This is a genomic window from Janthinobacterium sp. SUN120, from assembly GCF_030397735.1.
In the GTDB taxonomy this organism is placed as follows: Bacteria; Pseudomonadota; Gammaproteobacteria; order Burkholderiales; family Burkholderiaceae_D; genus Janthinobacterium; species Janthinobacterium kumbetense.
In genome coordinates this window covers 137,017-161,120 of record NZ_JAPUBW010000006.1, presented here as the reverse complement: position 1 = coordinate 161,120, position 24,104 = coordinate 137,017, and the positions used below count along the sequence as shown (strand labels likewise).

At 64.5% G+C, this 24,104-nt stretch carries 26 protein-coding genes; 17 read left to right on the top strand and 9 right to left on the bottom strand.

The features are described from left to right. Positions 1-4 precede the first annotated feature (4 nt). From O0879_RS25180 to O0879_RS25170, 3 genes are all read left to right on the top strand, one after another. Positions 5-502: a YiiD C-terminal domain-containing protein gene (locus tag O0879_RS25180; RefSeq protein WP_289905710.1), complete on the top strand. Its 498-nt coding sequence runs from the start codon at positions 5-7 to the stop codon at positions 500-502. Positions 503-562: 60 nt separating this feature from the next. Further along, positions 563-1,759, top strand: a complete 1,197-nt coding sequence (locus tag O0879_RS25175; RefSeq protein WP_034753391.1) for an acetyl-CoA C-acyltransferase — start codon at positions 563-565, stop codon at positions 1,757-1,759. 73 nt (positions 1,760-1,832) lie between these two features. After that, positions 1,833-2,612, top strand: a complete 780-nt coding sequence (locus O0879_RS25170; protein WP_289919372.1) for an enoyl-CoA hydratase — start codon at positions 1,833-1,835, stop codon at positions 2,610-2,612. Here the strand turns inward: O0879_RS25170 and O0879_RS25165 are convergent. Further along, positions 2,609-3,208 carry a helix-turn-helix domain-containing protein gene (locus O0879_RS25165; RefSeq protein ID WP_289919370.1) on the bottom strand — a complete coding sequence of 200 codons (600 nt, stop codon included), beginning with the start codon at positions 3,206-3,208 and terminating at the stop codon, positions 2,609-2,611. The genes O0879_RS25170 and O0879_RS25165 overlap by 4 nt on opposite strands. Before the next feature lie 41 nt (positions 3,209-3,249). Between O0879_RS25165 and O0879_RS25160 the strand changes: the two genes are divergently transcribed. Beyond that, the gene (locus O0879_RS25160; protein WP_289919369.1) at positions 3,250-3,777 is read left to right on the top strand and encodes a dihydrofolate reductase family protein; all 528 of its coding nucleotides are present in this window, start codon (positions 3,250-3,252) and stop codon (positions 3,775-3,777) included. Here the strand turns inward: O0879_RS25160 and O0879_RS25155 are convergent. After that, positions 3,774-4,631, bottom strand: a complete 858-nt coding sequence (locus O0879_RS25155; protein ID WP_289919368.1) for a metallophosphoesterase family protein — start codon at positions 4,629-4,631, stop codon at positions 3,774-3,776. The genes O0879_RS25160 and O0879_RS25155 overlap by 4 nt on opposite strands. Positions 4,632-4,717: 86 nt before the next feature. Between O0879_RS25155 and bla the strand changes: the two genes are divergently transcribed. Both bla and O0879_RS25145 read left to right on the top strand, forming a co-directional pair. Beyond that, positions 4,718-5,674 carry a subclass B3 metallo-beta-lactamase gene (gene bla / locus O0879_RS25150; protein ID WP_289919367.1) on the top strand — a complete coding sequence of 319 codons (957 nt, stop codon included), beginning with the start codon at positions 4,718-4,720 and terminating at the stop codon, positions 5,672-5,674. 265 nt (positions 5,675-5,939) lie between these two features. Further along, positions 5,940-6,113, top strand: a complete 174-nt coding sequence (locus O0879_RS25145; RefSeq protein WP_289919365.1) for a hypothetical protein — start codon at positions 5,940-5,942, stop codon at positions 6,111-6,113. Here O0879_RS25145 and O0879_RS25140 read toward each other — a convergent pair. Both O0879_RS25140 and O0879_RS25135 read right to left on the bottom strand, forming a co-directional pair. Further along, positions 6,110-6,913 (bottom strand): metallophosphoesterase family protein, encoded by an 804-nt coding sequence (locus O0879_RS25140; RefSeq protein ID WP_289919363.1) that lies wholly within the window; start codon positions 6,911-6,913, stop codon positions 6,110-6,112. The genes O0879_RS25145 and O0879_RS25140 overlap by 4 nt on opposite strands. A 46-nt stretch (positions 6,914-6,959) precedes the next feature. Further along, positions 6,960-7,865, bottom strand: coding sequence for a LysR family transcriptional regulator (locus O0879_RS25135; RefSeq protein ID WP_289919362.1), 906 nt, complete (start codon positions 7,863-7,865; stop codon positions 6,960-6,962). A 119-nt stretch (positions 7,866-7,984) separates the two neighbouring features. Here O0879_RS25135 and O0879_RS25130 point away from each other — a divergent pair, with 119 nt between their 5' ends. Together O0879_RS25130 and O0879_RS25125 are read left to right on the top strand one after the other, a co-directional pair. After that, positions 7,985-8,851, top strand: coding sequence for a pirin family protein (locus O0879_RS25130; protein WP_289905700.1), 867 nt, complete (start codon positions 7,985-7,987; stop codon positions 8,849-8,851). Between the two features lie 53 nt (positions 8,852-8,904). Further along, positions 8,905-9,606 (top strand): isochorismatase family protein, encoded by a 702-nt coding sequence (locus O0879_RS25125; RefSeq protein WP_289899475.1) that lies wholly within the window; start codon positions 8,905-8,907, stop codon positions 9,604-9,606. A gap of 6 nt (positions 9,607-9,612) precedes the next feature. Here O0879_RS25125 and O0879_RS25120 read toward each other — a convergent pair whose 3' ends face one another. Then, positions 9,613-10,344, bottom strand: coding sequence for a transporter substrate-binding domain-containing protein (locus O0879_RS25120; RefSeq protein WP_289919361.1), 732 nt, complete (start codon positions 10,342-10,344; stop codon positions 9,613-9,615). 252 nt (positions 10,345-10,596) lie between these two features. Here O0879_RS25120 and pnuC point away from each other — a divergent pair, with 252 nt between their 5' ends. Both pnuC and O0879_RS25110 read left to right on the top strand, forming a co-directional pair. Beyond that, positions 10,597-11,187 (top strand): nicotinamide riboside transporter PnuC, encoded by a 591-nt coding sequence (gene pnuC / locus O0879_RS25115; RefSeq protein WP_289905697.1) that lies wholly within the window; start codon positions 10,597-10,599, stop codon positions 11,185-11,187. Between the two features lie 332 nt (positions 11,188-11,519). Continuing rightward, positions 11,520-14,087: a TonB-dependent receptor gene (locus O0879_RS25110; protein ID WP_289919358.1), complete on the top strand. Its 2,568-nt coding sequence runs from the start codon at positions 11,520-11,522 to the stop codon at positions 14,085-14,087. On the opposite strand, the gene O0879_RS25105 is transcribed toward O0879_RS25110, so the two are convergent. Next, positions 14,084-14,887: a response regulator gene (locus O0879_RS25105; RefSeq protein ID WP_099665657.1), complete on the bottom strand. Its 804-nt coding sequence runs from the start codon at positions 14,885-14,887 to the stop codon at positions 14,084-14,086. The genes O0879_RS25110 and O0879_RS25105 overlap by 4 nt on opposite strands. 349 nt (positions 14,888-15,236) lie before the next feature. Here O0879_RS25105 and O0879_RS25100 point away from each other — a divergent pair, with 349 nt between their 5' ends. The 4 genes from O0879_RS25100 to O0879_RS25085 are packed head-to-tail and all read left to right on the top strand — an operon-like array spanning position 15,237 to position 19,921. Continuing rightward, positions 15,237-15,767, top strand: a complete 531-nt coding sequence (locus tag O0879_RS25100; RefSeq protein WP_099665656.1) for a spore coat protein U domain-containing protein — start codon at positions 15,237-15,239, stop codon at positions 15,765-15,767. Positions 15,768-15,779: 12 nt separating this feature from the next. Then, positions 15,780-16,508, top strand: coding sequence for a fimbria/pilus periplasmic chaperone (locus O0879_RS25095; RefSeq protein ID WP_251349324.1), 729 nt, complete (start codon positions 15,780-15,782; stop codon positions 16,506-16,508). A 57-nt stretch (positions 16,509-16,565) separates the two neighbouring features. Continuing rightward, entirely contained in the window at positions 16,566-18,914 is a 2,349-nt protein-coding gene (locus O0879_RS25090; protein ID WP_289919356.1) for a fimbria/pilus outer membrane usher protein, read from the top strand. Next, on the top strand, positions 18,914-19,921 hold the full coding sequence (locus tag O0879_RS25085; protein WP_289905693.1) for a spore coat U domain-containing protein: 1,008 nt from the start codon (positions 18,914-18,916) through the stop codon (positions 19,919-19,921). The genes O0879_RS25090 and O0879_RS25085 overlap by 1 nt, the downstream gene beginning before the upstream one ends. Here O0879_RS25085 and O0879_RS25080 read toward each other — a convergent pair. Then, entirely contained in the window at positions 19,918-20,154 is a 237-nt protein-coding gene (locus O0879_RS25080; protein ID WP_099665652.1) for a hypothetical protein, read from the bottom strand. The two genes, O0879_RS25085 and O0879_RS25080, sit on opposite strands and share 4 nt — an antisense overlap. 254 nt (positions 20,155-20,408) lie before the next feature. Between O0879_RS25080 and O0879_RS25075 the strand changes: the two genes are divergently transcribed. The 3 genes from O0879_RS25075 to O0879_RS25065 all read left to right on the top strand — a co-directional run bounded on the left by O0879_RS25075 (position 20,409) and on the right by O0879_RS25065 (position 22,618). Then, positions 20,409-20,966, top strand: coding sequence for a helix-turn-helix domain-containing protein (locus O0879_RS25075; RefSeq protein ID WP_034753667.1), 558 nt, complete (start codon positions 20,409-20,411; stop codon positions 20,964-20,966). A 161-nt stretch (positions 20,967-21,127) separates the two neighbouring features. Beyond that, complete coding sequence (locus tag O0879_RS25070) at positions 21,128-21,565, top strand: CHRD domain-containing protein (RefSeq protein ID WP_289919353.1); 438 nt, start codon at positions 21,128-21,130, stop codon at positions 21,563-21,565. 99 nt (positions 21,566-21,664) lie between these two features. After that, positions 21,665-22,618 carry an AEC family transporter gene (locus O0879_RS25065; RefSeq protein WP_289919351.1) on the top strand — a complete coding sequence of 318 codons (954 nt, stop codon included), beginning with the start codon at positions 21,665-21,667 and terminating at the stop codon, positions 22,616-22,618. A gap of 267 nt (positions 22,619-22,885) precedes the next feature. Here O0879_RS25065 and O0879_RS25060 read toward each other — a convergent pair whose 3' ends face one another. Together O0879_RS25060 and O0879_RS25055 are read right to left on the bottom strand one after the other, a co-directional pair. After that, on the bottom strand, positions 22,886-23,539 hold the full coding sequence (locus O0879_RS25060) for an FMN-binding negative transcriptional regulator (RefSeq protein ID WP_289919348.1): 654 nt from the start codon (positions 23,537-23,539) through the stop codon (positions 22,886-22,888). Continuing rightward, positions 23,540-24,001 (bottom strand): OsmC family protein, encoded by a 462-nt coding sequence (locus O0879_RS25055; RefSeq protein WP_289919347.1) that lies wholly within the window; start codon positions 23,999-24,001, stop codon positions 23,540-23,542. It abuts the gene before it with no gap. Positions 24,002-24,104: the final 103 nt, after the last annotated feature.

Here is a 24,104-nt window from a genome sequence, read left to right as displayed (position 1 = left end):
GTCGATGACGATCCTGTCCCTCGTTTTTAAAGTATTACTGCGCGTGAGGCCAAGCATGGTGTATGACCGTATCAAACAACAGATGATGGACACCTTGCCCTTCGTGCGGCTGCTGGGGATCAGCATCGACGACATCGGCGCCGGCACCTCGAAGGTGTCGCTGCCGGAAGATCCAAAACTGAATAATCACCTGGGCACGCAGCATGCGGGCGCCTTGTTTACCCTGGCCGAAACGGCTTCCGGCGCGGCCATGGCGGGCGGCTTCGCCGAGCTGATACTGGGCTTGCGCCCGGTGGCCAAGGAGTCGCGCATCCAGTACCAGAAGGTGGCCCGGGGCGCGACGCGCGCCGAAGGCCGGGTACCGGGCGACCTGGCTGCCTTGAAGGCGCAGCTGGCGCAGGATGGCAAGGTGGCGTTTCCCGTGGAAGTCGATATTTTCGACTCCGAAGGCACGCTGGCGGCACAGGTGACGGTGGACTGGTATTTGTCGCAGAAGCGATAAGCCTCTACCCCGGACATTCGACAGAACACGAACCTCGTTCAACATCTTTGAAAGAACAAAATGAGCAAACAACTTCAAGACGCGTACATCGTCTCTGCAACCCGGACCCCGATCGGCAAGGCGCCGCGCGGCATGTTCAAGAACACCCGCCCGGACGACCTGCTGGTGCGCGTGCTGCAATCGGCCCTGGCGCAAGCGCCTGGCCTGGACCCGGCGTTGATCACCGACGCCATCATCGGCTGCTCGTTCCCGGAAGCGGAGCAGGGCTTCAATATCGCGCGTAACTCGGTGCTGCTGGCCGGCTTGCCGAAAACCGTGGGCGGTGTCACCGTCAACCGCTACTGCGCTTCGGGCATCACGGCCATCGCCATGGCGGCCGACCGCATCCGCGTGGGCGAAGCCGACGTGATGATCGCCGGCGGCATCGAATCGATGTCGATGGTGCCGATGATGGGCCACCACCCGTCGATGAACCTCGACATGTTCAGCGACGAGAACATCGGCATGGCTTACGGCATGGGCCTGACGGCCGAAAAAGTGGCGCAGCAATGGAAAGTGTCGCGCGAACAGCAGGACGCGTTCTCCGTCGAATCGCACCGCCGCGCCATCGCCGCGCAGCAAGCCGGTTTCTTCAAGGCGGAAACGACGCCCGTGGAAATCATCACGCGCACGCCGAACCTGGCTACCGGCCAGGTGGATGTGACGCGCCGCACGGTCGACACCGACGAAGGCGCGCGCGCCGATTCGTCGATGGAGTCGCTGGCAAAACTGAAACCGGTCTTCGCGGCCAAGGGTTCCGTCACGGCCGCCAACAGCTCGCAGATGTCCGACGGCGCCGGCGCGCTGCTGATCGTCAGCGAAAAAATCCTGCGCGAGCACAACCTGACCCCGCTGGCGAAATTCTCGTCGTTCGCCGTGCGCGGCGTGCCGCCGGAAATCATGGGCATCGGTCCGAAATTCGCCATTCCTGCAGCATGTGCCGCCGCCGGCATCACGCAAGACCAGCTGGACTGGATCGAGCTGAACGAAGCGTTTGCCGCACAGGCGCTGGCCGTCATCGGCGACCTGGGTTTGGACCCATCGAAGGTCAACCCGATGGGCGGCGCGATCGCCCTGGGCCACCCGCTGGGCGCCACCGGCGCCATCCGCGCAGCCACCGTGATCCACGCGCTGCAGCGTACCAAGCAGAAGTACGGCATGGTCACGATGTGTGTGGGCGCCGGCATGGGCGCAGCAGGTATCTTTGAACGCGTCTAAGTTCGACGGGCTAAAGCAATAAAACAGGGCGCTGCGGGATTACCCCGGCGCCCTTTATCTTTTTGGAGACGACATGGATATTTTGTGCAGCAAGAGCGAGGGCATTCTGACCCTGGAATTCAATCGCCTGGAACGCAAGAATGCGATCACGGGCGCCATGTACCAGACCCTGGCCGATGCGCTGGTGGCGGCGGAGACGGACGACGACGTGCGCGCCATCCTGATCTGCGGCAAGCGCGAGATTTTCACGGCCGGTAACGACCTCGATGACTTCATGAAGACGGCGCGCCCGAAGGATGGCTCGCTCGACCATGACCGCCCCGTCTTCCAGTTCATGCGCGCCCTGTACGGCAGCAGCAAGCCCGTGGTGGCGGCCGTTTCCGGCCCGGCCATCGGCATCGGCACCACCTTGCTGATGCATTGCGACCTGGTCTACGCGGCCGACAATGCCAGCTTCTCGATGCCGTTCACGCAGCTGGGCCTGTGCCCGGAATTCGGTTCCAGCCTGCTGCTCACGCAACTGGCCGGCTACCCGCGCGCGGCGGAAAAGCTGATGCTGGGCGAGTCGTTCCCGGCCAGTGAAGCGCTGGAAATGGGCCTGGTGTCGAAAGTCGTGCCCTTGTACGAGCTGATGACCTTCGCTCAAGGCCAGGCCGCCAAGCTGGTGGCTCTGCCAGCCGCCTCCATTCGCGCCACCAAGCGCCTGATGAAGCAAAGCCGCATGGAGCCGATGAAGGCCGCCATCGCCGACGAAAACAAACTGTTCAGCGCCATGCTGGGCGGCGCCGAGGCGAAGGAAGCGTTTACGGCCTTTTTCCAGAAGCGCAAGCCGGATTTCAAGCAGTTCAATTAAGCGCTTGTTTCAACACTGGCCTGCATGCCGGCCAGGATCAGGGAAACCGAGGCATGCCAGTGCGTCTCGTCCACCGGCCTGCCCGCCAGCGCATAGCCGTGCAGGAAATCGACGAGCGCATCGCGCCCGCGCAAGCGGGTTTTCTTGTCCAGCGCGAGACCGTCGACGGCCAGCTCGAACAGTGCCATAAACCGCTCGGCCACGTCGGCTTGCTCCACCAGTCCGCGCGCCATCAGGCGCACGAAATACGGCGTAGCGCTGACCAGTTCCAGGTACAGCGCGCACAGCGCCCGCACCCGCCGTGGCGCTGCCTGGCGCCGCGTAAACGGCGGCTGGCACGGGTCGAGCGCGGCAAAACGCTGCGCCATCAAGGCCTGCAACAATTCCTCTTTTCCCGCGTAGTAGTGATACAGGGCCATGGCGTCGACGCCCAGGCTTTGCGCCAGCGCGCGCATGGAAAATGCCTCGCCTTTTTCTTCCAGCAGGGCCAGGGCCGCGTGCAGGATGCTGGCGTTGTCCAGTGCGGGCAGGGAGCGACGGGGACGACCCGCTCGGCGCACGGGTGACTCCATGGCTTGAAGTTTTGGGATTTTCATGGGCATAATTCTACACCGTAGAATTAAATCAAGGAGCACTCATGCAAAAACCTTTCGTCAGCGTTTTTCTCGGCATTAGCCTCGATGGCTGCATCGCCGGAGAAAACGGCGACCTGTCCTGGCTGGCCGAACTGGCCCCCGACTCGCCCGACGCCACCGGCTATACGCAATTGATGGAGCAAGTCGATACCCTGCTGATCGGGCGCACCACGTATGACGCCGTGCTGGGCTTCGAGCCGTGGCCGTATGCGGGCAAGCGCGTGTTGGTCTTGAGCCACCGCGACTTCGCGCCGCGCCATGGCGAGCAGCGCCGCGAAGGCAGCGTGCGGGAAGTGCTGAAGGGACTGGCAGCGGAGGGCTGCCGCCACGTGTACCTCGATGGCGGCGCCGTCATCCGCGCCGGCTTGCGCGATGGTGTCGTCGACAGCGTCACCTTGTCCGTGCTGCCCGTGGTGCTGGGCCGGGGCGTGCGCCTGTTCGAGGATGGCTTGCCGCGCAGCGACTGGCGCCTGGACGGCACGCGCGAACTGCCCAGCGGCGTGGTGCAGCTGCGCTATGGAAAACGTTAAGCCGCGCTGGCCAGGTCGACGATGAAGCCTGTGTCAAAACGTTCGTTCTCGGGCGTGCCGTCCGGCCGTTTGTAGCCGCAGGGATTGCAGACCACGCGGCAGTCCCGGACGCGGTAGTCGAGCGAGGCATGCATGTGGCCATGCACCCACAGGTCCGCTTGCGCCACCAGCGCGTCCAGCTGCGAGGCGAAGGCGGGCGAACCGAGGTTGTCTGCATACTGCGCTTCCACCGACAGCATCGATGGCGCCATGTGCGTGATGACGACCGTCTTGCCATCGAACGGTTGCGCCAGCTGCCGCTCCAGCCAGGTGCGGTGCTGCGCGTGCAACTGCGCCGTGTCGCTGGCGCACAGCAGGCGGGGCGTGTCGCCGCCCGTGCTGATGCGCTTGTAGTCGGGCATGTAGGCTTGCGCCGCGTTCAGTGCTTCTTCCCGGCGCTGCGCGCCGAACAGCAGGAAATCCGTCCACAGCGTGACGCCGAGAAAGCGCACGCCGTTCAGTACCACGGCGTCGCCGTCGAGCAGACGGATGTTGGCGCCGTGCGCATTCGCGCTGGCGCAGGCGTCGCGCACGGCGTCCTGCATGCGTTCGAGCTGGTGGCCGTAGCCTTCGTGGTTGCCGTGCACGTACAGCACGGGCAGGGCGCCGAAGGTGCGCGCGGCCCAGCCGATGGCATTGCTGCCCGTGTCGATGTCGCCGGCCAGAATCACCACGTCGGGGCGGCAGGCGGCAAGGTCGATGGCGGGCGTGTTTTCGCCCCAGACTTCCAGGTGCAGGTCGGACAGGATCAGCAAACGCATGGCAGTGGGCGCGGCAAGGCGCACGGCAGTCGATGGGCCTCTATCGTAGCGCAAGTCGCCACGCCCGTCTGCTTGACCGCGCGAGGGTAGCGACGTTACCCTGTGGCATTGATTCATACTGCCTATCTTCCTGGAGCCGCATGCCGCCTTTCTTCCTTCTCAAGACCTTGCTCAGTATCGCGCTGGCCGCCATGGCGCTGCCGTTGACGGCGCATGCCGCCACGCCCGCCGTCGATCCCCTGACGCAGCCGATCGCCTCGCCGTATGCGGCGCAGTGGAACCGCCCGCAGCAACCGGCGCGCATCCACGGCGACACGTATTACGTGGGCGTGGGCGGCTTGAGCGTGGTGCTGATCGACACGCGCGAGGGCTTGATCCTCATCGATGGCGCATTGCCGCAATCGGTGGCCGCCATCAAGGAACATATCCTGGAGCTGGGCTTTCGCCTGCAAGACATCAAGTTCATCCTGAGTACGGAAGCGCATTTCGATCATTCGGGCGGCATCGCCGCCTTGGCCCGCGACAGCGGCGCGCAAGTGATCGCCAGCCCGCTGGGAGCGGAGGCGCTGCGCGCGGGAGCGGTGCTCGCCGCAGATCCGCAAGCGGGCGAAATCGATCCCATGCCGGCCGTGGACAACGTGCGCGAGATCGCCGATGGCGAAACCCTGCAACTGGGCGACGTGACCATCACGGCGCGCCATACGCCTGGCCATACGCCAGGCAGCACCAGCTGGACCTGGGTGTCGTGCGAGGATGCGGAGCGCCAGGAATGCCTGAACGTGGTGTTTGGCGCGAGCCTCACGCCGGTGGCGGCCGACGACTTTCACTACCTTGCCGATGAACGCCATGCGGACCTGACGCCGGCCTTCCGCCGCGTCATGCAGGACTTCGCCAGGCTGCCGTGCGATATCCTGATCTCGGCCCACCCCGACCACTCCGGCGGTGACGTGAAGCTGACGCAACTGCTGGAAGGCGTCACGCCGAATCCTTTCATCGATGCGCAGGCGTGCAGCAACTACGCTGCCAAAAATGAAGCGAAGCTCGACGCCCGCATCGCCAAGGAACAAGCCATGGCTGGCGAGACTGCGACAAAATAACAACGTTGGCGCATGCGCCATGAAAAGCGGTTGACGCACTGCAGCATACGGCGCAGAATCAGCGTCCGCAGTGCAGATTAACCAGATAAAGGAAAGGAAACCCATGTTCGAGCAGGCTGGCAGCAAATTGTACGACCACTAGCCCCGCGCATGACGCTCGGGGCCATCGGCAGCATTGCCGATCCCGAGCCGGTGTCCTTCAAACCCCGGTGAGGAAACTCGCCGGGGTTTTTTGTTTTGGACGACCGGATTGAAAGGAAATACCATGAAAATCAAAGTGAAAGCCACGCCCAAGCCGCGCAATCCGCTGGTGGCCGCCGCCAGGCTGCGCGGCGGCGCCGGCGTGCACCAGTCGGTAGCGTCGCCGCGCGCGGCGCGCCGGGCCGGCAAGCACCGCCTGCAGCAATGGCTGGCGGGCCGCCTCAAAGCTGACGATTAGCGGGCCGGCAGCTCGACGATGTAGTTCGGATCAAAAGCGGAATTTTGCGGCGTGCCGCTGCGCGTCCGGTAGCCGCAGGGGTTCGAGACGACGCGGCAGCGGCCGATGCGGTAATCGCGCGAAGCGTGGATGTGGCCATGCACCCACAGGTCCGCCTGCGCGGCCAGTTCGTCCAGGCGCGAGGCATAGGCGGGCGAACAGCCTTCGCTGCCGTAGGCATCGTCGACCGAGAGCAGCGACGGCGCCATGTGGCTGATGACCACCGTGCGGCCGTCGAACGGCTGCGCCAGTTCGCGTGCCAGCCACGCTTTTTGCTGCGCGTGGAACATGGCCGTGTCGGCCGCGCGCAGCTTGCGAAAGCCCATGTTGGCCAGGCGGATGCGCTTGTAGTCGTTCATGACGGCTTCCGCGTCGCGCATGGCCGCCTGGCGCGTGTCGTCGCCCAGCAGGCGGAAATCCGTCCACAGGGTGGCGCCCAGGAAGCGCACGGCGTTGCCTGCCGGGTCGGTGATGACGTGCGTGCCGCAGTCGAGGAAGTGCACGTTGTCCGTGGTGGCGCAAGCGCTGCGCAGCTCCTGGCGCACCTTGTCGAGGTGGTGGCCATAGCCTTCATGGTTGCCATGCACGTACAGCACCGGCAGCCCCGCAAACGCGGTGGCGGCCCAGGCGACGGCGCGGGCGCCCGTGTCGATGTCGCCAGCCAGGATGACGGCATCGGGGCAGCTGAGCGCAAGGTCGCCTTGCGGCGCTTCGTCGCGCCACAGCTCATGGTGCAGGTCCGACAGGATCAATAAACGCATGCGGCATCCAGGCGATGGGAGGGTATGCCATCCTACCTGAAAACCCTCACTCTTCCTCCAGCGCGGCGAAGCCGTGCGCCAGGTAGTCGAGCAGCGCGCGCACGGCCGGCAGCAGGCCGCGCCGCGACGGGAACACGGCGTGGATGATTTCGCGCTGCGGCCGCCACTGCTCCATCAGCGGCAGCAGGCTGCCATCGGCCACCTGCTCGGTGATCATCATGGTCGGCAGCTGCACCACGCCCACGCCGGCCACGGCCGCGTCGCGCAAGGTCAGCATGTCGCCCGTGACGAAGCGCGGCACGTGGCGCAGCTGGGCGCGTGCGCCGTCTGGGCCATGCAAATCCCACTGGTAGTGCTGTTGCGGCGTGCCCAGGGCCAGGCTGGGCCAGTCGGCCAGGTCGGCCGGCGCCTGCGGCGCGGGCGCGCCGGCGAACAGCAGCGGGCTGCCCACCATGCACTGGCTGCGTTCGGCCAGCACGCGCAGCACCAGGTCGCTGTCGGGCAGCGGTGGCGGGCGCACGCGGATGGCCACGTCGATGCCTTCGGCCACCAGGTCGACGCGGCGGTTGCTCGCTTCGAGCAGCAGGGTCACTTGCGGATGCGCGCGCATGAAGCCGGCCAGCATGGGACCCACCAGTGTATGCAGCAGGGCGATGGGGCAGGACAGGCGCACCGTGCCGCGCGGCGCGGCCCGCGTCAGCTCGATGGCTTCCTGCGCCGCCTCCGCTTCCACCAGCATGGCCTTGCAATGTTCATAAAACGTCTGGCCCACGTCGGTGACGGAAAAATGCCGCGTCGTGCGCTGCAGCAGGCGCGCGCCGAGGCGCTCTTCCAGCAGGGCGATGCGCCGGCTCAGCTTGGATTTCGGCATGCCCAGCGCGCGCCCGGCCGGAGCGAAACCGCCATGGTCGACCACCTGCACAAAGTAATACAAGTCATTCAGATCCTGCATGCCGCCTCCTTGATCGTTCTATTTTTAGAACGCTGATGGCATATTTTACCGTCTACCGCCTGCATCGTTGCAAGCGTATTCTGTCTTCATCGTAATGCAAACCCCAACAGGAGATCGAGATGAACACAGTCACAGGTATCTACAGCGCACCCCGCCAGCACTGGGTCGGCGACGGTTTCCCCGTGCGCTCGATGTTTTCGTATAACGGCCATGGCAAGCAGCTGAGCCCCTTCCTGCTGCTCGACTATGCCGGCCCTGCCGAGTTTGCGCCCGGCACCCGTCCGCCCGGCGTCGGCTCGCACCCGCACCGCGGCTTTGAAACGGTGACCATCGTCTACAAGGGCGAAGTGGCGCACCGCGATTCGACTGGCCAGGGCGGCGTGATCGGTCCCGGCGACGTGCAATGGATGACGGCCGGCGCCGGCATCCTGCATGAAGAATTTCATTCGCCCGCCTTCACGCAGTCGGGCGGCACCCTGGAAATGGTGCAGCTGTGGGTGAACCTGCCGGCCAAAAACAAGATGACGGCGCCCGGCTACCAGGCCATCACCAGCGGCACGATTCCCACCGTGGCGCTGCCGGACGATGCCGGTTCCGTGCGCGTGATCGCCGGCGACTTCGACGGCCAGCATGGCCCGGCCCGCACGTTTTCGCCGATGCAGGTGTGGGACCTGCGCCTGGCTCAGGGCAAGCTGACGCAGCTGCCCGTGACCCGAGGCTGGAGCACGGCGCTGATCGTCCTGCATGGCACGGTGCTGGTCAACGGCGAGAGCGTGGTACGCGAAGCACAGATGGCGCTGTTCGAGCGCGATGGCGACAGCATCACCATCGAGGCGAACAACGACGCCGTGGTGCTGCTGCTGAGCGGCGAGCCGATTGACGAGCCCATCGTCGGCCACGGCCCCTTCGTCATGAACAGCGAAGCGGAAATCGCGCAGGCGTTCGAGGATTTCAACAGCGGCCGCTTCGCCCGCATCGAGAAGTAGTGTGTGCAGTACCCATGCCGCATCCCGCGGCATGGTTTTTTGAGGAGACCACCATGAGCACCCCCGCCAATTTCAACGGTTTGCCCCCGATGATCGATCCCGACGACGCCGTCATGCTGCTGATCGACCACCAGAGCGGCTTGTTCCAGCTGGTGCGCGATATCGAGCAGCATGTGCTGCGCGGCCACGTCACGGCGCTGGCCAAGCTGTCGCGCCTGGCCAACATGCCGACGTTTACCACCGCTTCCGTACCCGACGGCCCGAACGGCCCCCTGATCCCGGAAATCCACCATTTCAACCCGGAAGCCGTCTACATCCCGCGCACGGGCCAGATCAATGCCTGGGACAATCCGGCCTGGGTCGACGCCATCGAAAAGACGGGCCGCAAGACCCTGCTGATCGCCGGCACGCTCACCAGCGTGTGCATGGCCTTTCCCACCATCAGCGCGCTGGCGGCCGGCTACAAGGTGTTTGCCATCATCGACGCCTCGGGCAATTGGTCGAAGATGGCCACCGACATCACCATGGCGCGTGTGACGCAGGCGGGCGCCGTGCCGATCGACACGTATGCCGTGCTGGCTGAAGTGATGAGCACCTGGAACCGCGCCGATGCGATGGAGTTTGCCGCCATCATGACGGACCACATCGTGCCGCCGTACCGCGCGCTGATCGAAAGCTACGACAAGGCGCAGGGCGTGCAAAAGAACGGCCGTGAAACGAAGCTGGAAATCCTGGAAGCGGCCAGCAAGGGCTGACCGCGGCTACGGTGCTTCGTAGCTGCTGCGTATCGCCGCCAGCGCGCCGCGCTGTTCCAGGCGCGTGATGGCGGCGTTCAGGCGCGCCAGGTCGTCGGCGCTGGTCGTGCGCGCATTGAGCATCAGGTGCACGGGGGCGCGCAGGATGAGGAAGGGCAGGGTGTTCAAGGCAACGCCCTGCAGGCGCGCTTCGTGGCGCACGGCCAGCACGTCGCCCAGCAGCAGGTCGGCGCGGCCCGCATCGAGCATGCGCACGCCTTGCTGGAAGCTGCCGAACGCATTCAGGCGGCCGGCCTTTTCCAGCGCCGGCCGGGCCGCCGCGTACTGCGCGCCATACCAGCCCACCTTGGGCGCCAGCAAGGTCGAGCTGCCGCGCATGAGCTGCGCAAAGCTGGCGATCTGGCGGTGGCCGGCGGGCGCGCCGGATTTGCTGAAGAGGCCCACGGCTTCGTCGCGATACGAGAGGGAAAAGCGGGCATAGGACTGGCGTTCCGGCGTCTCGGACGCGGCCAGCATCAGGTCCAGCCCCCCTTTCTGGAACAGCAGCTGGCGCCGCGCGGTGGGCAATTCCGGCAAGGTGACGAGGGTGCACCGGGCTTCCTTGAAAATGGCTTGCAGCAACTCCAGGTCCAGGCCCGTAAAGCGGCCCCGGGCATCGCGGTAGATATACGGCGGCCACTGTTCCAGCGCCATCGTCATGCGGCAAGCCACGGCGGGCAGGGCAGTTATGCCGAGCATTGCCGCAAACAGGAGATGGCGCATGCGCATATGGAGGTTTCCAGGAGTTTCAACTTGATATTCAATTTGCCAGAATGGCCGCGGAAGTCAAGGGCTGAGGCTGCGGAAGGCGGGCCTGGTTCGCATTTCTTCGATGTTTGCGCGTTTTTTGCCGCTTTTCCCCATGGAAATCGCCTCCGGCCCGGCGAACACCGTACAGTGTAATCGGCTATAGTGGCGCGGTGCCACCACTGCCCCGCAAAGGAAGACCGCTTGACTGCCCCGCTCGAGATCGCCGCCAATGTACTGATGACTGCCTCCATCATCCTGGCCGGACGCAATAATATTCATTCCTGGTGGATCGGCATGGTCGGCTGCGTGCTGTTTGCCGTGCTGTTTTTCCAGGTCAACCTGTACGCCGACGTGATGCTGCAACTGTTTTTCATCGTCACCTGCGTCATCGGCTGGCTGCAATGGCGGCGTGGCGCCGGCGGCAAGCCGTTGCCGATCACGCGCACGGGCTGGCGCAGCCTGGCGTGGGTGGTGCCGGCCGGCATCGCCTCCGTGGTGATCTACGGCATGCTGCTGCACCGCTTTACGAATGCCTACGCGCCGTTCATCGATTCGGCAGTGTTGGTATTTAGCATCATCGCGCAATTCCTGCTGATGAGCCGGCGCATCGAAACCTGGGCTTTCTGGCTGCTGGTCAACACCGTGGCCGTGCCGCTGTACTACAGCCGCGGCCTGCACCTGACGGCTGTGCTGTATGCGGCTTACTGGGTCAATGCCGTGATTTCCTGGTACTGGTGGAGCGTGCAGGCGCGCCGGGCGGCGCTGGCGCCAGTGGCGCATGCCGATGCTTGAATGTTGTCAAACGACAAGTCCTTAGATTCAAATCGTATATACAATCAATTTTTAATTCGTTCACGCCTTAAAGACGCCGGGATATAGTGGCCTTTCCCCGCTTACCGGTGTCTTTTATGTTGCGTTCTACCCCTTCTGCCAGTTTTTACGCTACCTGTCATCAACTGACCATGCAATGCATGGCGCAGTGGATGCCGATGCGTGCCCGTCCACGCATCCCCTAAGTCACTCCATCCATTTCGTTGTCGTTTGCCCGCTGGCCCACCCGGTCCGCGTGCCCCTGCTCGGCCTTTTTTATCGGAAAAAGGCTGCAATCCCAATAAGAGGAAACCATGTTCAAACCACTCGCCATCAGTCTTGCCATCGCCGCCGCCTTTCCCGCTGTCACCACTCTTGCCCATGCCGAGGACGACATGCTGCGCGTGAATGTCACCGGATCGAACATCCGCGTCAGCGAAAAGGAGGGCGCCAGCGCCGTGCAGGTCATCACGGCCAAGGAATTGAAAGCCGGCGGCAAGACCAGCGTGTCGGACGTGCTGCGCGCCATCTCCGCCAACAGCGGCAACAGCTACAACGAGCAATATACGGGCAGTTTCTCGGCCGGTACCTCGGGCCTGTCGCTGCGCGGCATCGGCCAGCAAAACACCCTGATCCTCGTGAATGGCCGCCGCGTGGCCAGCTATGCCACGGCGCAGGATTTGCAGCAGACCTTCGTCGACCTGAACAGCCTGCCGATGGCGGCCGTGCAGCGCATCGAGGTGCTCAAGGATGGCGCCTCGTCCGTGTACGGCTCCGACGCCGTGGCCGGCGTGGTCAACATCATCCTGTACAAGGAATTCACGGGCACGGACATCACGGCGCAATGGGGCGGCTCGACGCAAGGCACGGGCCAGCATGAAAAGAGCGCGGCGCTGCAAACGGGTTTCGGCAAGCTCGAGGAAGATGGCTACAGCGTGGTCTTCTCGGTCGACGCGCAGCAGCGCGACAAGCTGCAGCAAAGCGACGTGGCATGGCTGCGCGATGCCGATTACCGCCAGCAGCAGCGCGGCAGCCTGGGCTGGGCTGTCACGAATTACGCGGGCAACGACCCCACGCAGACCCTGGGCGGCGTGCGCGGCCCGCTGCAACTGGTGTCGTACAACGACATCAATCCCGATCGCAGCGGCCAGGTGCTGGCCTACAATCCGGCGCCGTATAAAACGCTGATTCCGGGCATCCAGCGCATCCACTCGTCGCTGCGCGGCACCCTCAAGCTGAACGCGGACACGGAAGCCTATGTCGACTTGCTGCACAGTTATTCGCGCGCCGACCAGACCTTCAGCGCGCCGTTGAGCGTGAATAACGCCACGCGCGTGTGGAACAACAGCACCAAGCTGCTCGACACCATCCCCGTGGTGCTGCCCGTGGGGCACCCGAACAATCCGGGCACGACGCCCTTGCCCTTCACGGCTACCCTGTTCGACCTGGGGCCGCGCCTGAAGCAGGACCGCGTCACCTTCTACCGCGCGCTGGCCGGCGCCAAGGGCACCTGGGCGGGCTGGGACTGGGATACGGCCGTGGCCCATTCCAGCAGCAAGCTGGAGGAAACGGTGCAGAACTTCGTCAACCGCTACGAATTCCAGAAAGTGCTGGCCGAAGGCAGCTACAATTTCTTTGATCAATCGCAAAACAGCGAAGCGGTGCGCAACCGCCTGCGCCTGTCGACCCTGCGCCCGGCCGAATCGACGCTCGATACGCTCGACTTCTCGGCGGCCAAGGATATCTGGGCCTTGCCCGCGGGCCCGCTGGGCTTTGCCGCCGGCGCTCAATGGCGCCGCGAAAAGATGGATTCGCAAACCTCGACGGCCGTGCTGTCGGGCACGGAACTGCGCCCGGCGCTCAATATCATCAACGGCTCGCGCAATGTGTCGGCCCTGTTCGCCGAATTCAACGTGCCCGTCGTGAAGGATCTGTCCGTCAACGTGGCCGGCCGCGCCGACCATTACAGCGACTTCGGCAATGCATTTTCGCCGAAAGCCAGCGCGCGCTACCAGGCGGCGCCATGGTTGTTGCTGCGCGGCACTGTTTCACGCGCCTTCCGCGCGCCGTCGCTGCCGGAAATCACCGACAGCACGGCCGTCAGCTATACCAGCGTGATCGATGCCCGCGATCCGCTGACGCCGACGCAGGCGCGCGGCGTGACGGTGATGACGATCGCCAATCCGAACCTGCGCCCCGAGCGCTCGAAAAACCTGAACCTGGGCGTGGTGGTGTCGCCCACCAGCAGCTCGAGCATCGGCCTCGATTACTACCGCATCAAGCAGGATGGCGTGATCGGCACGGCCAGCGCCACCACCATCCTCGAGAATGAAGGCACGGCGCCGCAACAGATCACGCGCGGCGCCGATGGACGCATCACGACCCTGTACCGCCAGTTCCGCAACCAGGGACAGCGCGAAGTGTCGGGCATCGATATCGACCTGCGCCAGCGCTTCGTCGACAAGGACTGGGGCAAGCTGACCCTGGCAGGTCAGCTGAGCCGCGTGCTGCGCTTTGCCGAGCCGCTGTCCGATGGCGCGCCGCTCACCAATGGCGCCGGCACCAATCACTTCGGTTCCATTCCGAAATGGCGCGGCGTCAGCTCGGCCACCTGGGAACAGGGCAAATGGTCGTCGACCCTGACCTGGAACTATGTGGGCAGCTATGCGCAGGAGACGCACCTCGATGAATCGGTGGCCGCCTTCAGCACCTTTGACGCGACCAGCAGCTGGCAAGTGACGCCACAGGCGAACGTCACCTTCATCGTGCAAAACCTGGCCAACAAGCGCGCGCCCTGGGACTATGCCTCCACCGGCTTTGACTTTACCCAGGCCGACCCGCGCGGACGCGTTGCGGCGCTCAAGCTGAACTACAAGTTCTAGCCGCCCGCCGCCTGCCGCTGGCTCGTCTGCTCCTGCAGGCGCTGGCGGTAGGCGCTGGGGGGCACGCCCATGCGTTCGCGAAAGGCGGTGGCGAAGTTGCCCGCGTTGTGAAAGCCGATCAGCAGGGCGATATCCTGCACGTCGATGTCCGTCTGCTGCAGCAATTCCACGCCGCGGGCAATGCGCGCTTCGCGGATGAAGGCGAAGACCGTCATGCCCGTCTGCTCGCGGAACATCAGGGTCAGCTTTTCGCGGTAGGTGCCGACGCTGCGGGCGATCTCGGACAGGTTCGGCAGGCTGCCCAGGTTGTCGAGAATAAGTTGCTTAACGGCATTAACGAAGACCAGGTCGGGATGCTGCAGCTTGTCGCTGATCGGCGTCGTCGCCGGCAGGGTACTGTTGCTTTTACGCATCAATCCCAGGTGGATATGGATGCGCGCGGCCAGTTCTTCCGGCGTGAACGGCTTCGAAATGTAGTCCACACCCCCCACCTGCAAGCCCATGATGCGTTCCTTGGCGGCATCGGCGCCGCTGAGGAAGATCACGGGTATCTGTTCCGTTTCGGGATTGGCCTTGAGCAAACGGCACGCCGTGTAGCCATCCATCTCAGGCATGCGCACATCGAGCAGGATCAGGTCGGGGTGCGTGGCCAGTGCCAGCTGGTAGCCCTGGTAGCCGTTGAACGCGATGCTGAAACGATAGGGCTGCTCGCTGAGCAGCTCCATCAGCATGCGCTGCTCGAACGCGGAATCGTCCACGAGCAAGATGTTCTTTTTGATGGTTTCGCTGGTCAATGGCATGGCATGGATGACTTAACCAAATAGCAAGTTGTGGCTTATTATGCCTCGCTTTTTCTTTTTTTTCTGCTTTTCTCGTGTTTCAAAAGATGTTTCTCCGCCAGAAGAAGCGCGGATTTCCCAGATCGCCAATAATTCATTCGTGCATTGATTTTAAGCAATGTCGATTGCTAAAAAATCTGTTTTGCCAATGCTGCAAAAAGTGCCGGAGTCCCCGGGTTCCTGACTCCCGGCACCTGTATTTTGTCGTCCTGGTTTGCGTGCCCAAGAAAACGCCGGCAATACCGTGACTATCCTCGACGCCCCTCAAATTGGCGGGCTCATTAATGATGTTCCATCATCAGGAGGTATCATGTTGCGAGTTATTTTCCCCCGTCTTATCGTTGCCGCCAGCGTGGCTATTGCCGCCACGGCGCTCCTGCCACGTGGCGCCGACGCAGCCGTGTATCTGAATGGCAGCGCCAGCACCACCTTCGACGTCACCCTGAAAATCATCGCCAATTGCACCATCGCGGCGGCCAATCTCGACTTTGGCCAAAGTCAGGGTGTACTGGCTACTGCCGTGAACGTCAATACGACCGTGAATGTCACCTGCACCAATACCACGCTGTATAACGTGGGCTTGACGGCGGGAACGGGCACCGGCTCGACCGGCACGACGCGCTACCTGAGCGGTACCGGCGGCAACCTGGGGACGGTGCAATTCAATCTGTACCAGACGGCCGGCAGCACCTTGTGGGGCGATACCCAGGGCACGAATACCGTCGGCGGCACCGGCAACGGCTCCTCGCAGCCGATCACGGTGTACGGCAATATTCCGCCGCAGGCGACACCGGCGCCCGACACCTACAAGTCGACCATCACGGCCACCGTTTACTTTTAAGCCAGGCGCCGCGTGAAGGCCGGTGTTGTTTCCCTGATGAAAGGCGTGCTGGCGCTGCTGGCTTGCTGCGCCGCGGGCGCGCACGGTGCCAGCCTGCAGATTTCGCCGGTGACGCTCAATTTGCGCGCGGCGCAGAATGCGGCCGGCCTCACCCTGCAAAACCTCGGTGACCAGCCCATCTACGGGCAAGTGCGGGTATTCGTCTGGGATCAGCGCGATGGCGAGGAAACGCTGGCGCCGACGCAGGAGCTGGTGGCCAGTCCGCCGATCGTCGAAATCGCCGCCAACAGCCGGCAGACCATCCGCCTCGTGCGTGCCCAGGCTGGCCCTGTCGCGCAGGAAAAGACGTATCGCGTGCTCATCGATGAAGTCAGCCGCGAGGATGAGGCGGGCCGCAGCGGCGTCGATATCCGCCTGCGCTATTCGGTACCCGTGTTCGTGCTGCCGGCCGGGGCGCCGGGGAAGGAAGTGCTCGACTGGCAAGTTTTCCGCGAACAGGGCGAGTGGATGTTGCGCATCAAGAACAGCGGCAATTTCCATGCGCAGATCGGTGCGATGACGTTGACGAACCCGGCGGGCAAGGAGTTTGTCATCAGCAAGGGGCTGTTTGGTTATGTCTTGGCGGCACGCATGCGCGTCTGGCGCCTGCCCGTTGCCAGGGAGGCCGAGCTGGATGGGCCGTTGAGTATTGCGGTAAATGTGAATGCCAAGGCACTCATTGCCAAGACTTCGACACCTTGAACATGGCTGCCATGACGGGGCGGCCTGCTGCGCGCCCCGGGCGCAAGCGGCCACACCATGAAACGCGCACTGGCAGCGTGGCTGTTGCTGGTCATGGCGCCGCTGGCCAGGGCCGATGGCACGGCGGGCCTGACGGGTGCCGATCCGGGTCCTGCCAGCTTGCCCAGCGATCCGGCGGCGCCGAATGAACTGTATCTGGAGGTCACTGTGAATGCTGAATCAACCGGGCTGATCTTGCGCTTTACCCAGGTGGGCAAAGGCTTGCGCAGCAGTGTGGCGAACTTGCAGCAGCTGGGGCTGGACCCCGCGCGCCTGGTCGCACCCGGTCAGACCGAGGTGGCGCTCGACGCGATTCCCGGACTCAGCTATGAATATGATGCGGCACGCCAGAGCGTGTCGCTGCGGGTGGCGGACGACTTGCGCTCGCCTTACCGCATCAGCGCGCGCACGGCGGCGCAGACGCCGCCATCGACGGTCACGCCCGGCGCCGTTCTCAATTACGAAGCCTATGCGGAACTGGGCCGGACGCGGCGCGCCGCCATCTTCAACGACTTGCGCTACTTCAATGACAGCGGGGTCTTCAGCAATACCGGCACCGTGAACCTGGGGTCGGACCAGCGCAAGTACATGCGCTTTGACACCTTCTGGAGCCACGCCGACCCCGACACCTTGCAAACGTGGCAAGTGGGCGACCTGATTTCTTCGTCGCTGAGCTGGAGCCGCGCCGTGCGCGTCGGCGGCGTGCAGTGGCGCAAGAATTTCCAGCTGCGCCCCGACTTGCTGACCTTTCCCGTCGCTTCCGTCGATGGCACGGCGCTCGTGCCTTCGTCGCTGAGCCTGTATGTCAATGGCGTACAGCAATATGCTGCCAGCGTGCCCAGCGGGCCATTTGTGCTGAACCAGGTGGCCGGCATCAATGGCGCAGGGCAAGCCACCATTATCACGCGCGATGCGCTGGGGCGCAGCGTGACGACCGTGTTGCCCCTGTATGTCGATACGCGCATGCTGGCCAGCGGCTTGAGCGATTACTCGGTCGAGGCGGGCGCCGTGCGGCGCGACTATGGCCGCCGCCTGTTCGGCTATGAACGGCAACTGGTTGCCAGCGCTTCCGGCCGCCACGGCGTCAGCGACAACTTCACCCTCGAAGGCCATGCGGAACTGGCCGCCGGCCTGTATCAGGCGGGGGCGGGCGCGCTGGTGCGGCTGGGCCAGGCGGGCGTGCTGAGCGGTTCGCTGTCGGCCAGCGCTGGCCGCAGCCGTGGTGCGCAGCTGGGCGCCGGCTATCAATACATGGGGCCGCGCTTCAGCGTCGATGTGCAAAGCGTGCGCGCCAGCGCCGGCTTTGGCGACCTGGCCTCGCGCGACGGCAGCCCCGTGGTGCGCGCGGCCGACCGCCTCACCGTCAGCCTGCCATTGCCTGCAGGAAGCAGTATCAGCAGCAGCTACATCAGTTACCGCACGCCTGGCGCGCCGCCATCGAAACTGGCCACCGTGGGCTATTCGGCCACCCTGTTCCACGGCCTGTTCTTCAACGCCAGCCTGTTCCAGGACTTGCGGCAACGCGAGAAGCGGGGCTTTTACTTTGGCTTGAGCATGGCTTTCGACAACAATCTGGCCCTCAGCGTGAACAGCAGCCGGCAAAACGGCGAGAGCGGCCGCAGCGTCAGTGCGCAGCGCGCGGCGGACTTTGGCGGCGGCTTCGGCTGGAGCGTGCAGGCTGGCACGGCGGGCAGCAATGCCTACCGGCAGGCGCAAGTGGAATACCTGGGCAACGACGGCCGCGTGAGCGCGCGCACGCAAAGCAGCAGCATGGGCAGTGCCTCCTCGCTGGGCGCGGCCGGCGCGCTGGTGCTGATGGATGGCCATGTCGAGGCGGCGCGCCAGGTGGGCAACGGTTTTGCGCTGGTCTCCACGGGCGGCGTGGGTAATATTCCTGTGCTGCATGAAAACCGCCAGATCGGCGTGACGGGCAGGGGCGGCTATCTGCTGGTGCCGAATTTGAATCCCTATGGCAATAACCAGATCAGCATCGCCACGGATGAGCTTGATGTTGATGCGCGGGTGCCTGTGAGCAATATCAATGTCGTGCCGCAATACCTGGCGGGCGTGCTGGCGGCCTTTCCCATCGAGCGCTACAGCGCGGCCACCGTCATCGTCCAGGATGCGCAGGGCAAGGCGCTGGCCACGGGCTTGCCCGTGTTGCACGTGCAAAGCGGCAAGCAGACGGTGGTGGGATTCGACGGCATCGTTTTCGTCGACGACCTGCTCGAACAAAACGAGTTGCAAGTCGGCGAAGGCGAAGGCGCATGCACGCTGCGTTTTGCCTATGTGCGTCCGGCCGCGGGCGGCTTGCCCGTGATCGGGCCGTTGCGCTGCGCCGCTGCCAGCGCCGGGGCAGGCCGCTGATGCGCCGCCTGTTGCTATGGCTGACCCTGCTGCTGGGCTGCGCCTGGGGCGGCGTGGCGCAGGCGGCCGATACCTGCACGGTCAGCGTGACGAATATCGATTTCGGCACCGTCAGCCCGATTTCCGGCACCGATCACGTGGCGCAGGCCACGGGGACCTTCAGCTGCCTGTTTTCGTCGCTGAACCTGGGGCAGTTGCTCACGCCCAATGCGCAAGTGTGCATCTCGCTGGGGCTGGGCACGAATTCCACGTCGGCCCTGCCGCGCAAGCTGGGCAATGGCAGCAACCGCATGGAGTACAACGTGTACGTGGACAACTCGTATGCGACGGCGAAGATCTGGGGGGGCGCCGGCGTGGCGGGCGCGCCGTCGACCTTCGGCATGATCCTGTCGGCCGGCTTGCTGGCCCCGCCCGGCACGTATTCCACCACCTTTACCGTGTACGCGAAGATTCCTGCCGGCACCGCCCTGGCCGCCGTGCCCACGGTCGCCAACGCCAATACCGTCTATACGTCGAGCTTTGCCGGCGTCGGCACCTACACCTACACCACGTATGGCCTCGTCAACTTGCAGGGTTGCACGGCCAGCAGCGGCAGCTTCGGTTTCACGGTGAATGCCACGGCCGTCAACGATTGCACCATCACGGCCACGCCGATGGCGTTTGCGAACGCCTCCATCCTGACGGGCAACCTGCGCAGCACCAGCACCTTGTCGGTGCGCTGCGTCAATAACAATGCCTACCAGATTGCCCTGAACGGCGGCAGCGTGGCGGCCAATGTGGCCAACAGGCAAATGAAGAACACGGTGACCACGGACAAGGTCAGCTATTTGCTGTCCGCCACCCTCGATGGTGCGCCATGGGGCGATGGCACGGCAGGCACGAGCATGGTGACGGGGACGGGAACGGGCGCCAGCGTGCCGCTGACGATCTACGGCCGCGTGCCGGCGCAGGTGTCGCCGCGCCCTGGCGATTACAAGGACACGGTGACGGCAACGATTTATTTCTAGAACGTGACGGTGACGAGGTCGGCGCCCGATGACGTTGCCTGCTGGTGCAGAAAATAGGGCGTGTTGTGCTGGCAGCGCACCTGGGCGCTGCCGCGCTGCGAGACGATGGTGCACGCATCGTGGACGACGAAGGTGGCCTGGAACGATGCGGAAGAGACGGTACCGGCGGTGGTGGTCTGGCAAACGGCAAGGGCAAACAGGGCTGGCAGTACGGCAAGCTTCAAAGGAGTCATCTTGGATGCATCTGGCGAAAAACGGGCGTGGTCAGCGACGCCGCATGGCAAGGCTGACACCATTTTTCGTACCGGGTTGAGGGGGACAGAACGAGCCATGATTGTACTGGAACAAGAAAAGTGTGAGTTTGTGCGTATTTTCAGGCCGCCATCATGGGGTGAGCGTAGCTTTCAAGATGATAGTAACTAAGTTTCCGTATTGCAACTGAAATACTTTTTCGATTGTTGTGTTGAGTCAACGTGAGGAGATGGTCATGAAACATACCAACTTTAATAATTTGCCTTGCCCGATCGCACGCAGCCTGGGCAAGGTGGGCGAATGGTGGAGCATCCTCATCCTGCGCGAAGCGTTCTACGGCAAGACGCGTTTCGACGAATTTGAAAAAAGCCTCAAGATTGCGCCCACCATCCTGACGCGCCGCCTGGCCGATCTGGTGGAAGGGGGCTTGATGACGCGCCGCCTGTATTGCGCCAAGCCGCCCCGCTACGACTATGTGCTGACCAAGTCCGGGCGCGCCTTCAAGCCTGTCTTGCTGGCGTTTATTGCCTGGGGTAATGAAAACTTCGCGCCCGAAGGCGCCAGCCTCGTCATCGCCAGCCGCGACACGGGCCTGGCCGCCGACCCGGTGCTGGTCGACGCCACGACGGGCTTGCCCATCAACGACGAGTACTACGCGTTCGCGCCAGGGCCTGCCGCCAGCGACAGCATGCGCAGCATCATCCTCGATGCGGAAAAAAGCAGCGGCATCGCGCCCAAGCCGAAGGCGCCGGCCGCCAACCGCGGCTGGGTGGCGGAAGGCCACCTGGCCTGAACGCGGGCAGGCAGGCGAGCAGCAAGTTTGGCGTACAGCAAAGCGGACACGGCGGCATGGCGTTACTGTCGCACTATGCAACTCAAGTGCGGCGTACGCCCGGCTCGGCTGTACGGGCAGGGCGCCATCCGTGATCCGATGTCCGTTGAGGGAGTATTGCGATGAGCACACTGCAACAACACGTACGCCGCGCCGCCAGCGTGCTGGCGCTGGCCGCCCTGCTGGGCGCCTGTTCCCACGGCCCGCATCATCCGGGCGGCCATGACGTCACCTTGACGGGCGCGCAGGAAGTGCCGGCCAATACCAGCACGGCCAGCGGCAGCAGCAATATCCGCGTCGCCCACGACCGCAGCGTCAGCGGCGGCGTGCGCTACACGGGCATGGTGGCCTCCGTCGCGCACATCCATGAAGCGCCCGCCGGCGCGAATGGCCCCGTCATCGTGCCGCTGGTGAAAACTGCCGAAGGCATGTTTGCCGTGCCGGCCGGCACCATGCTCACGCCGCCCCAGTATGCGAGCTACCAGGCCGGCAACCTGTACGTGAACGTGCATAGCGCCGCCTATCCGGCCGGCGAGATCCGCGCCCAGCTCAAACCCTAGCCGGCCGCCTGCGTTTTTCCGAAAACCTCCTTGGGCCGCGCGAGCGGCCTTTTTTTGCGCCAGGCGGCCGGCCGGTACAGCGCGCTACAATGGCGCTCCATGCTGACCATCCTCGCCATCACCTTTCCCTTCTTCGCCCTGGTGCTGTGCGGCTACCTGGCCGTGCGGCGCAAGCTGCTGCCGCTGGCCGCCATCGGCGGCTTGAACAGTTTTGTCCTGTACTTCGCGCTGCCCTGCATGCTGTACCGCTTCGGCGCCGCCACGCCCATCGCGCAGCTGCTCGACGCCAGCGTGTTCGGCGTCTACCTGCTGTGCGCCCTGATCATGGTGGGCGTCACCACGGCCATGACCCTGAGCCACCGCATCGACTGGAACAACGCCGCCTTCGGTGCGCTGGTGGCGGCTTTCCCGAATACGGGTTTCATGGGCGTGCCCCTGCTATTGACCTTGCTCGGTCCCCGCTCCTCGGGCCCCGTCATCGTCACCATCGTCGTCGACATGCTCATTACCAGCTCGCTGTGCATCGCCCTGTCGCGCATCGGCAGCGGCGGCGCGCATGGCAGCCGTGCGGCCGTCATGAATGCCCTGAAGGGCATGGTGGGCAATCCGATGCCGTGGGCGATTGTGCTCGGTGCCCTGTCGTCGTGGCTGGAACTGGCCTTGCCCAAGCCGTTGACGCAGACGGTGGGCCTGCTGGCCGACGCCGCCTCGCCGGTGGCCCTGTTTACCATCGGCGCCGTGCTGGCCCGTTCGCAAATGAGCACGAGCGACCCGGCGCCACTGGGAGAGTATGTGCCCGTGGCGCTGAAAAAACTGCTGCTGCATCCGCTGCTGGTGTGGGGCACAGGCCATGCGGCCATCGCGCTGGGCGCGCCGCTCGATCTATTTGCGCTGACCTGCATGGTGCTGGTGGCTTGCCTGCCCAGCGCCAGCAATGTCTCGCTGCTGTCGGAACGTTTCGGCGCGAACACTGCGCGTATCGCCCGCATCATCCTCGTGTCGACGGCGCTGTCGTTCCTGACGTTTTCGGCGGCCGTCAGCTGGCTGGCGTGAGGGTGGACTCGTTGTCCCGGGCCGCGCCTCGCGCCTTGCGCATCATCGTGAGCACTGCGCGGCGCGCATCGCCCGCATCATTCTGGTCTCGACGGCGCTGTCGTTTTTGACGTTTTCGGCGGCTGTCAGCTGGCTGGCGTGAGGGTGGACGCGTTGGCCCGGGCCGCGCCTCGCGCCTTGCGCATCATCGTGAGCACTGCGCGGCGCGCATCGCCCGCATCATTCTGGTCTCGACGGCGCTGTCGTTTTTGACGTTTTCGGCGGCCGTCAGCTGGCTGACTTGACGTTGGCGGCGATCAGCGCGCCCAGGGCCTGCGCCGCGCCGGCTTGCGTGTCCAGCGCCAGGCCCTGCGCCATGCTGGCCTGGTCCTGCATGCTGCGGTTCTGCCCCAGCTTCCATTTGCCCGTGATGCGCGCGAGGGGAATCTCGATGCCGACGATGGCTTTCAAGAGTTTCTCGATGTAGCCGGCCGGCGCATCGCCCACTTTCCAAGGCGCGGCTTGATCTGCCTCATGGCGCGCCGTCAGGCGCTCCACCAATCCCAGCAGCCACGCCGCGTCGTCGATGGCGCGCAGGGGGCCGTGCGCGTGCACGACCGCGTAATTGAAAGTGGGGACCTCCTTGCCGCTGCGCTGCTTTTCCGCATACCAGGCGGGCGTGATGTAGGCATGCGGCCCCTGGAAGATCACCATGCAATCATCCTCACTGCCGGCCGCGCGCCACAGCGGGTTGGCGCGCGCCACGTGGGCGCGCAGGATGCCGAATGGCGCATCAAGCGTGGGCGCGGCGATCTCGAACGGCAGGTGGTCGGCGCACAGGCCATCGGCGCCATGGCGCACCAGCGCACCCAGCGGATGCGCGGCGATCAGGCCATGCAGCACCTCGAGGCGCTCTTCGCGGAAGGTGGCGGGCGTGTACATTTAGTGCGCTCCTTCCACGACCACGTCGGCCGTCAGCGAATTGGCGATGTAGCAGCGCTCGTGCGCGTCGTGGTGCAGGGCGGCCAGCGCCTCGGGCGAGGGCGGCGATCCCGCGAAGACGATGCGCGGACGCAGCACGATGCGCGTCATGGCCAGGCGCCCAGCGGCATTTTTTCCCAGTTCGCCGACGGCGTCGTCGCGGTAGTCGTCGATGACGTAGCCGCGCTGCGCTGCCAGCGACAGGAAGAACAGCATGTGGCAGCTCGATGTGGCGGCCACCAGCGCTTCTTCCGGATCGACGTTGGCCGCCACCGACATGGGCAGCGGCACGGACAGGGGCGACGACGAAGCGGGGACCGTCAGGCCGCCGTCGAACTGCCATTCATGGCCGCGGCTGTAGCGCTGGCCGGCGAAATCCTGGCCGTCGCGCTGCCAGGCCACGGTGGCGAAAAACTGATGCATGGGTGCTCCGCAAGAGTGAGGGGATGTGCCATCTTAGTGCCAGTCTTGGCTATTTAAAACAGCCAATAAGTGCTATCTTGAGGCTACCAATTCAAGAATGCCG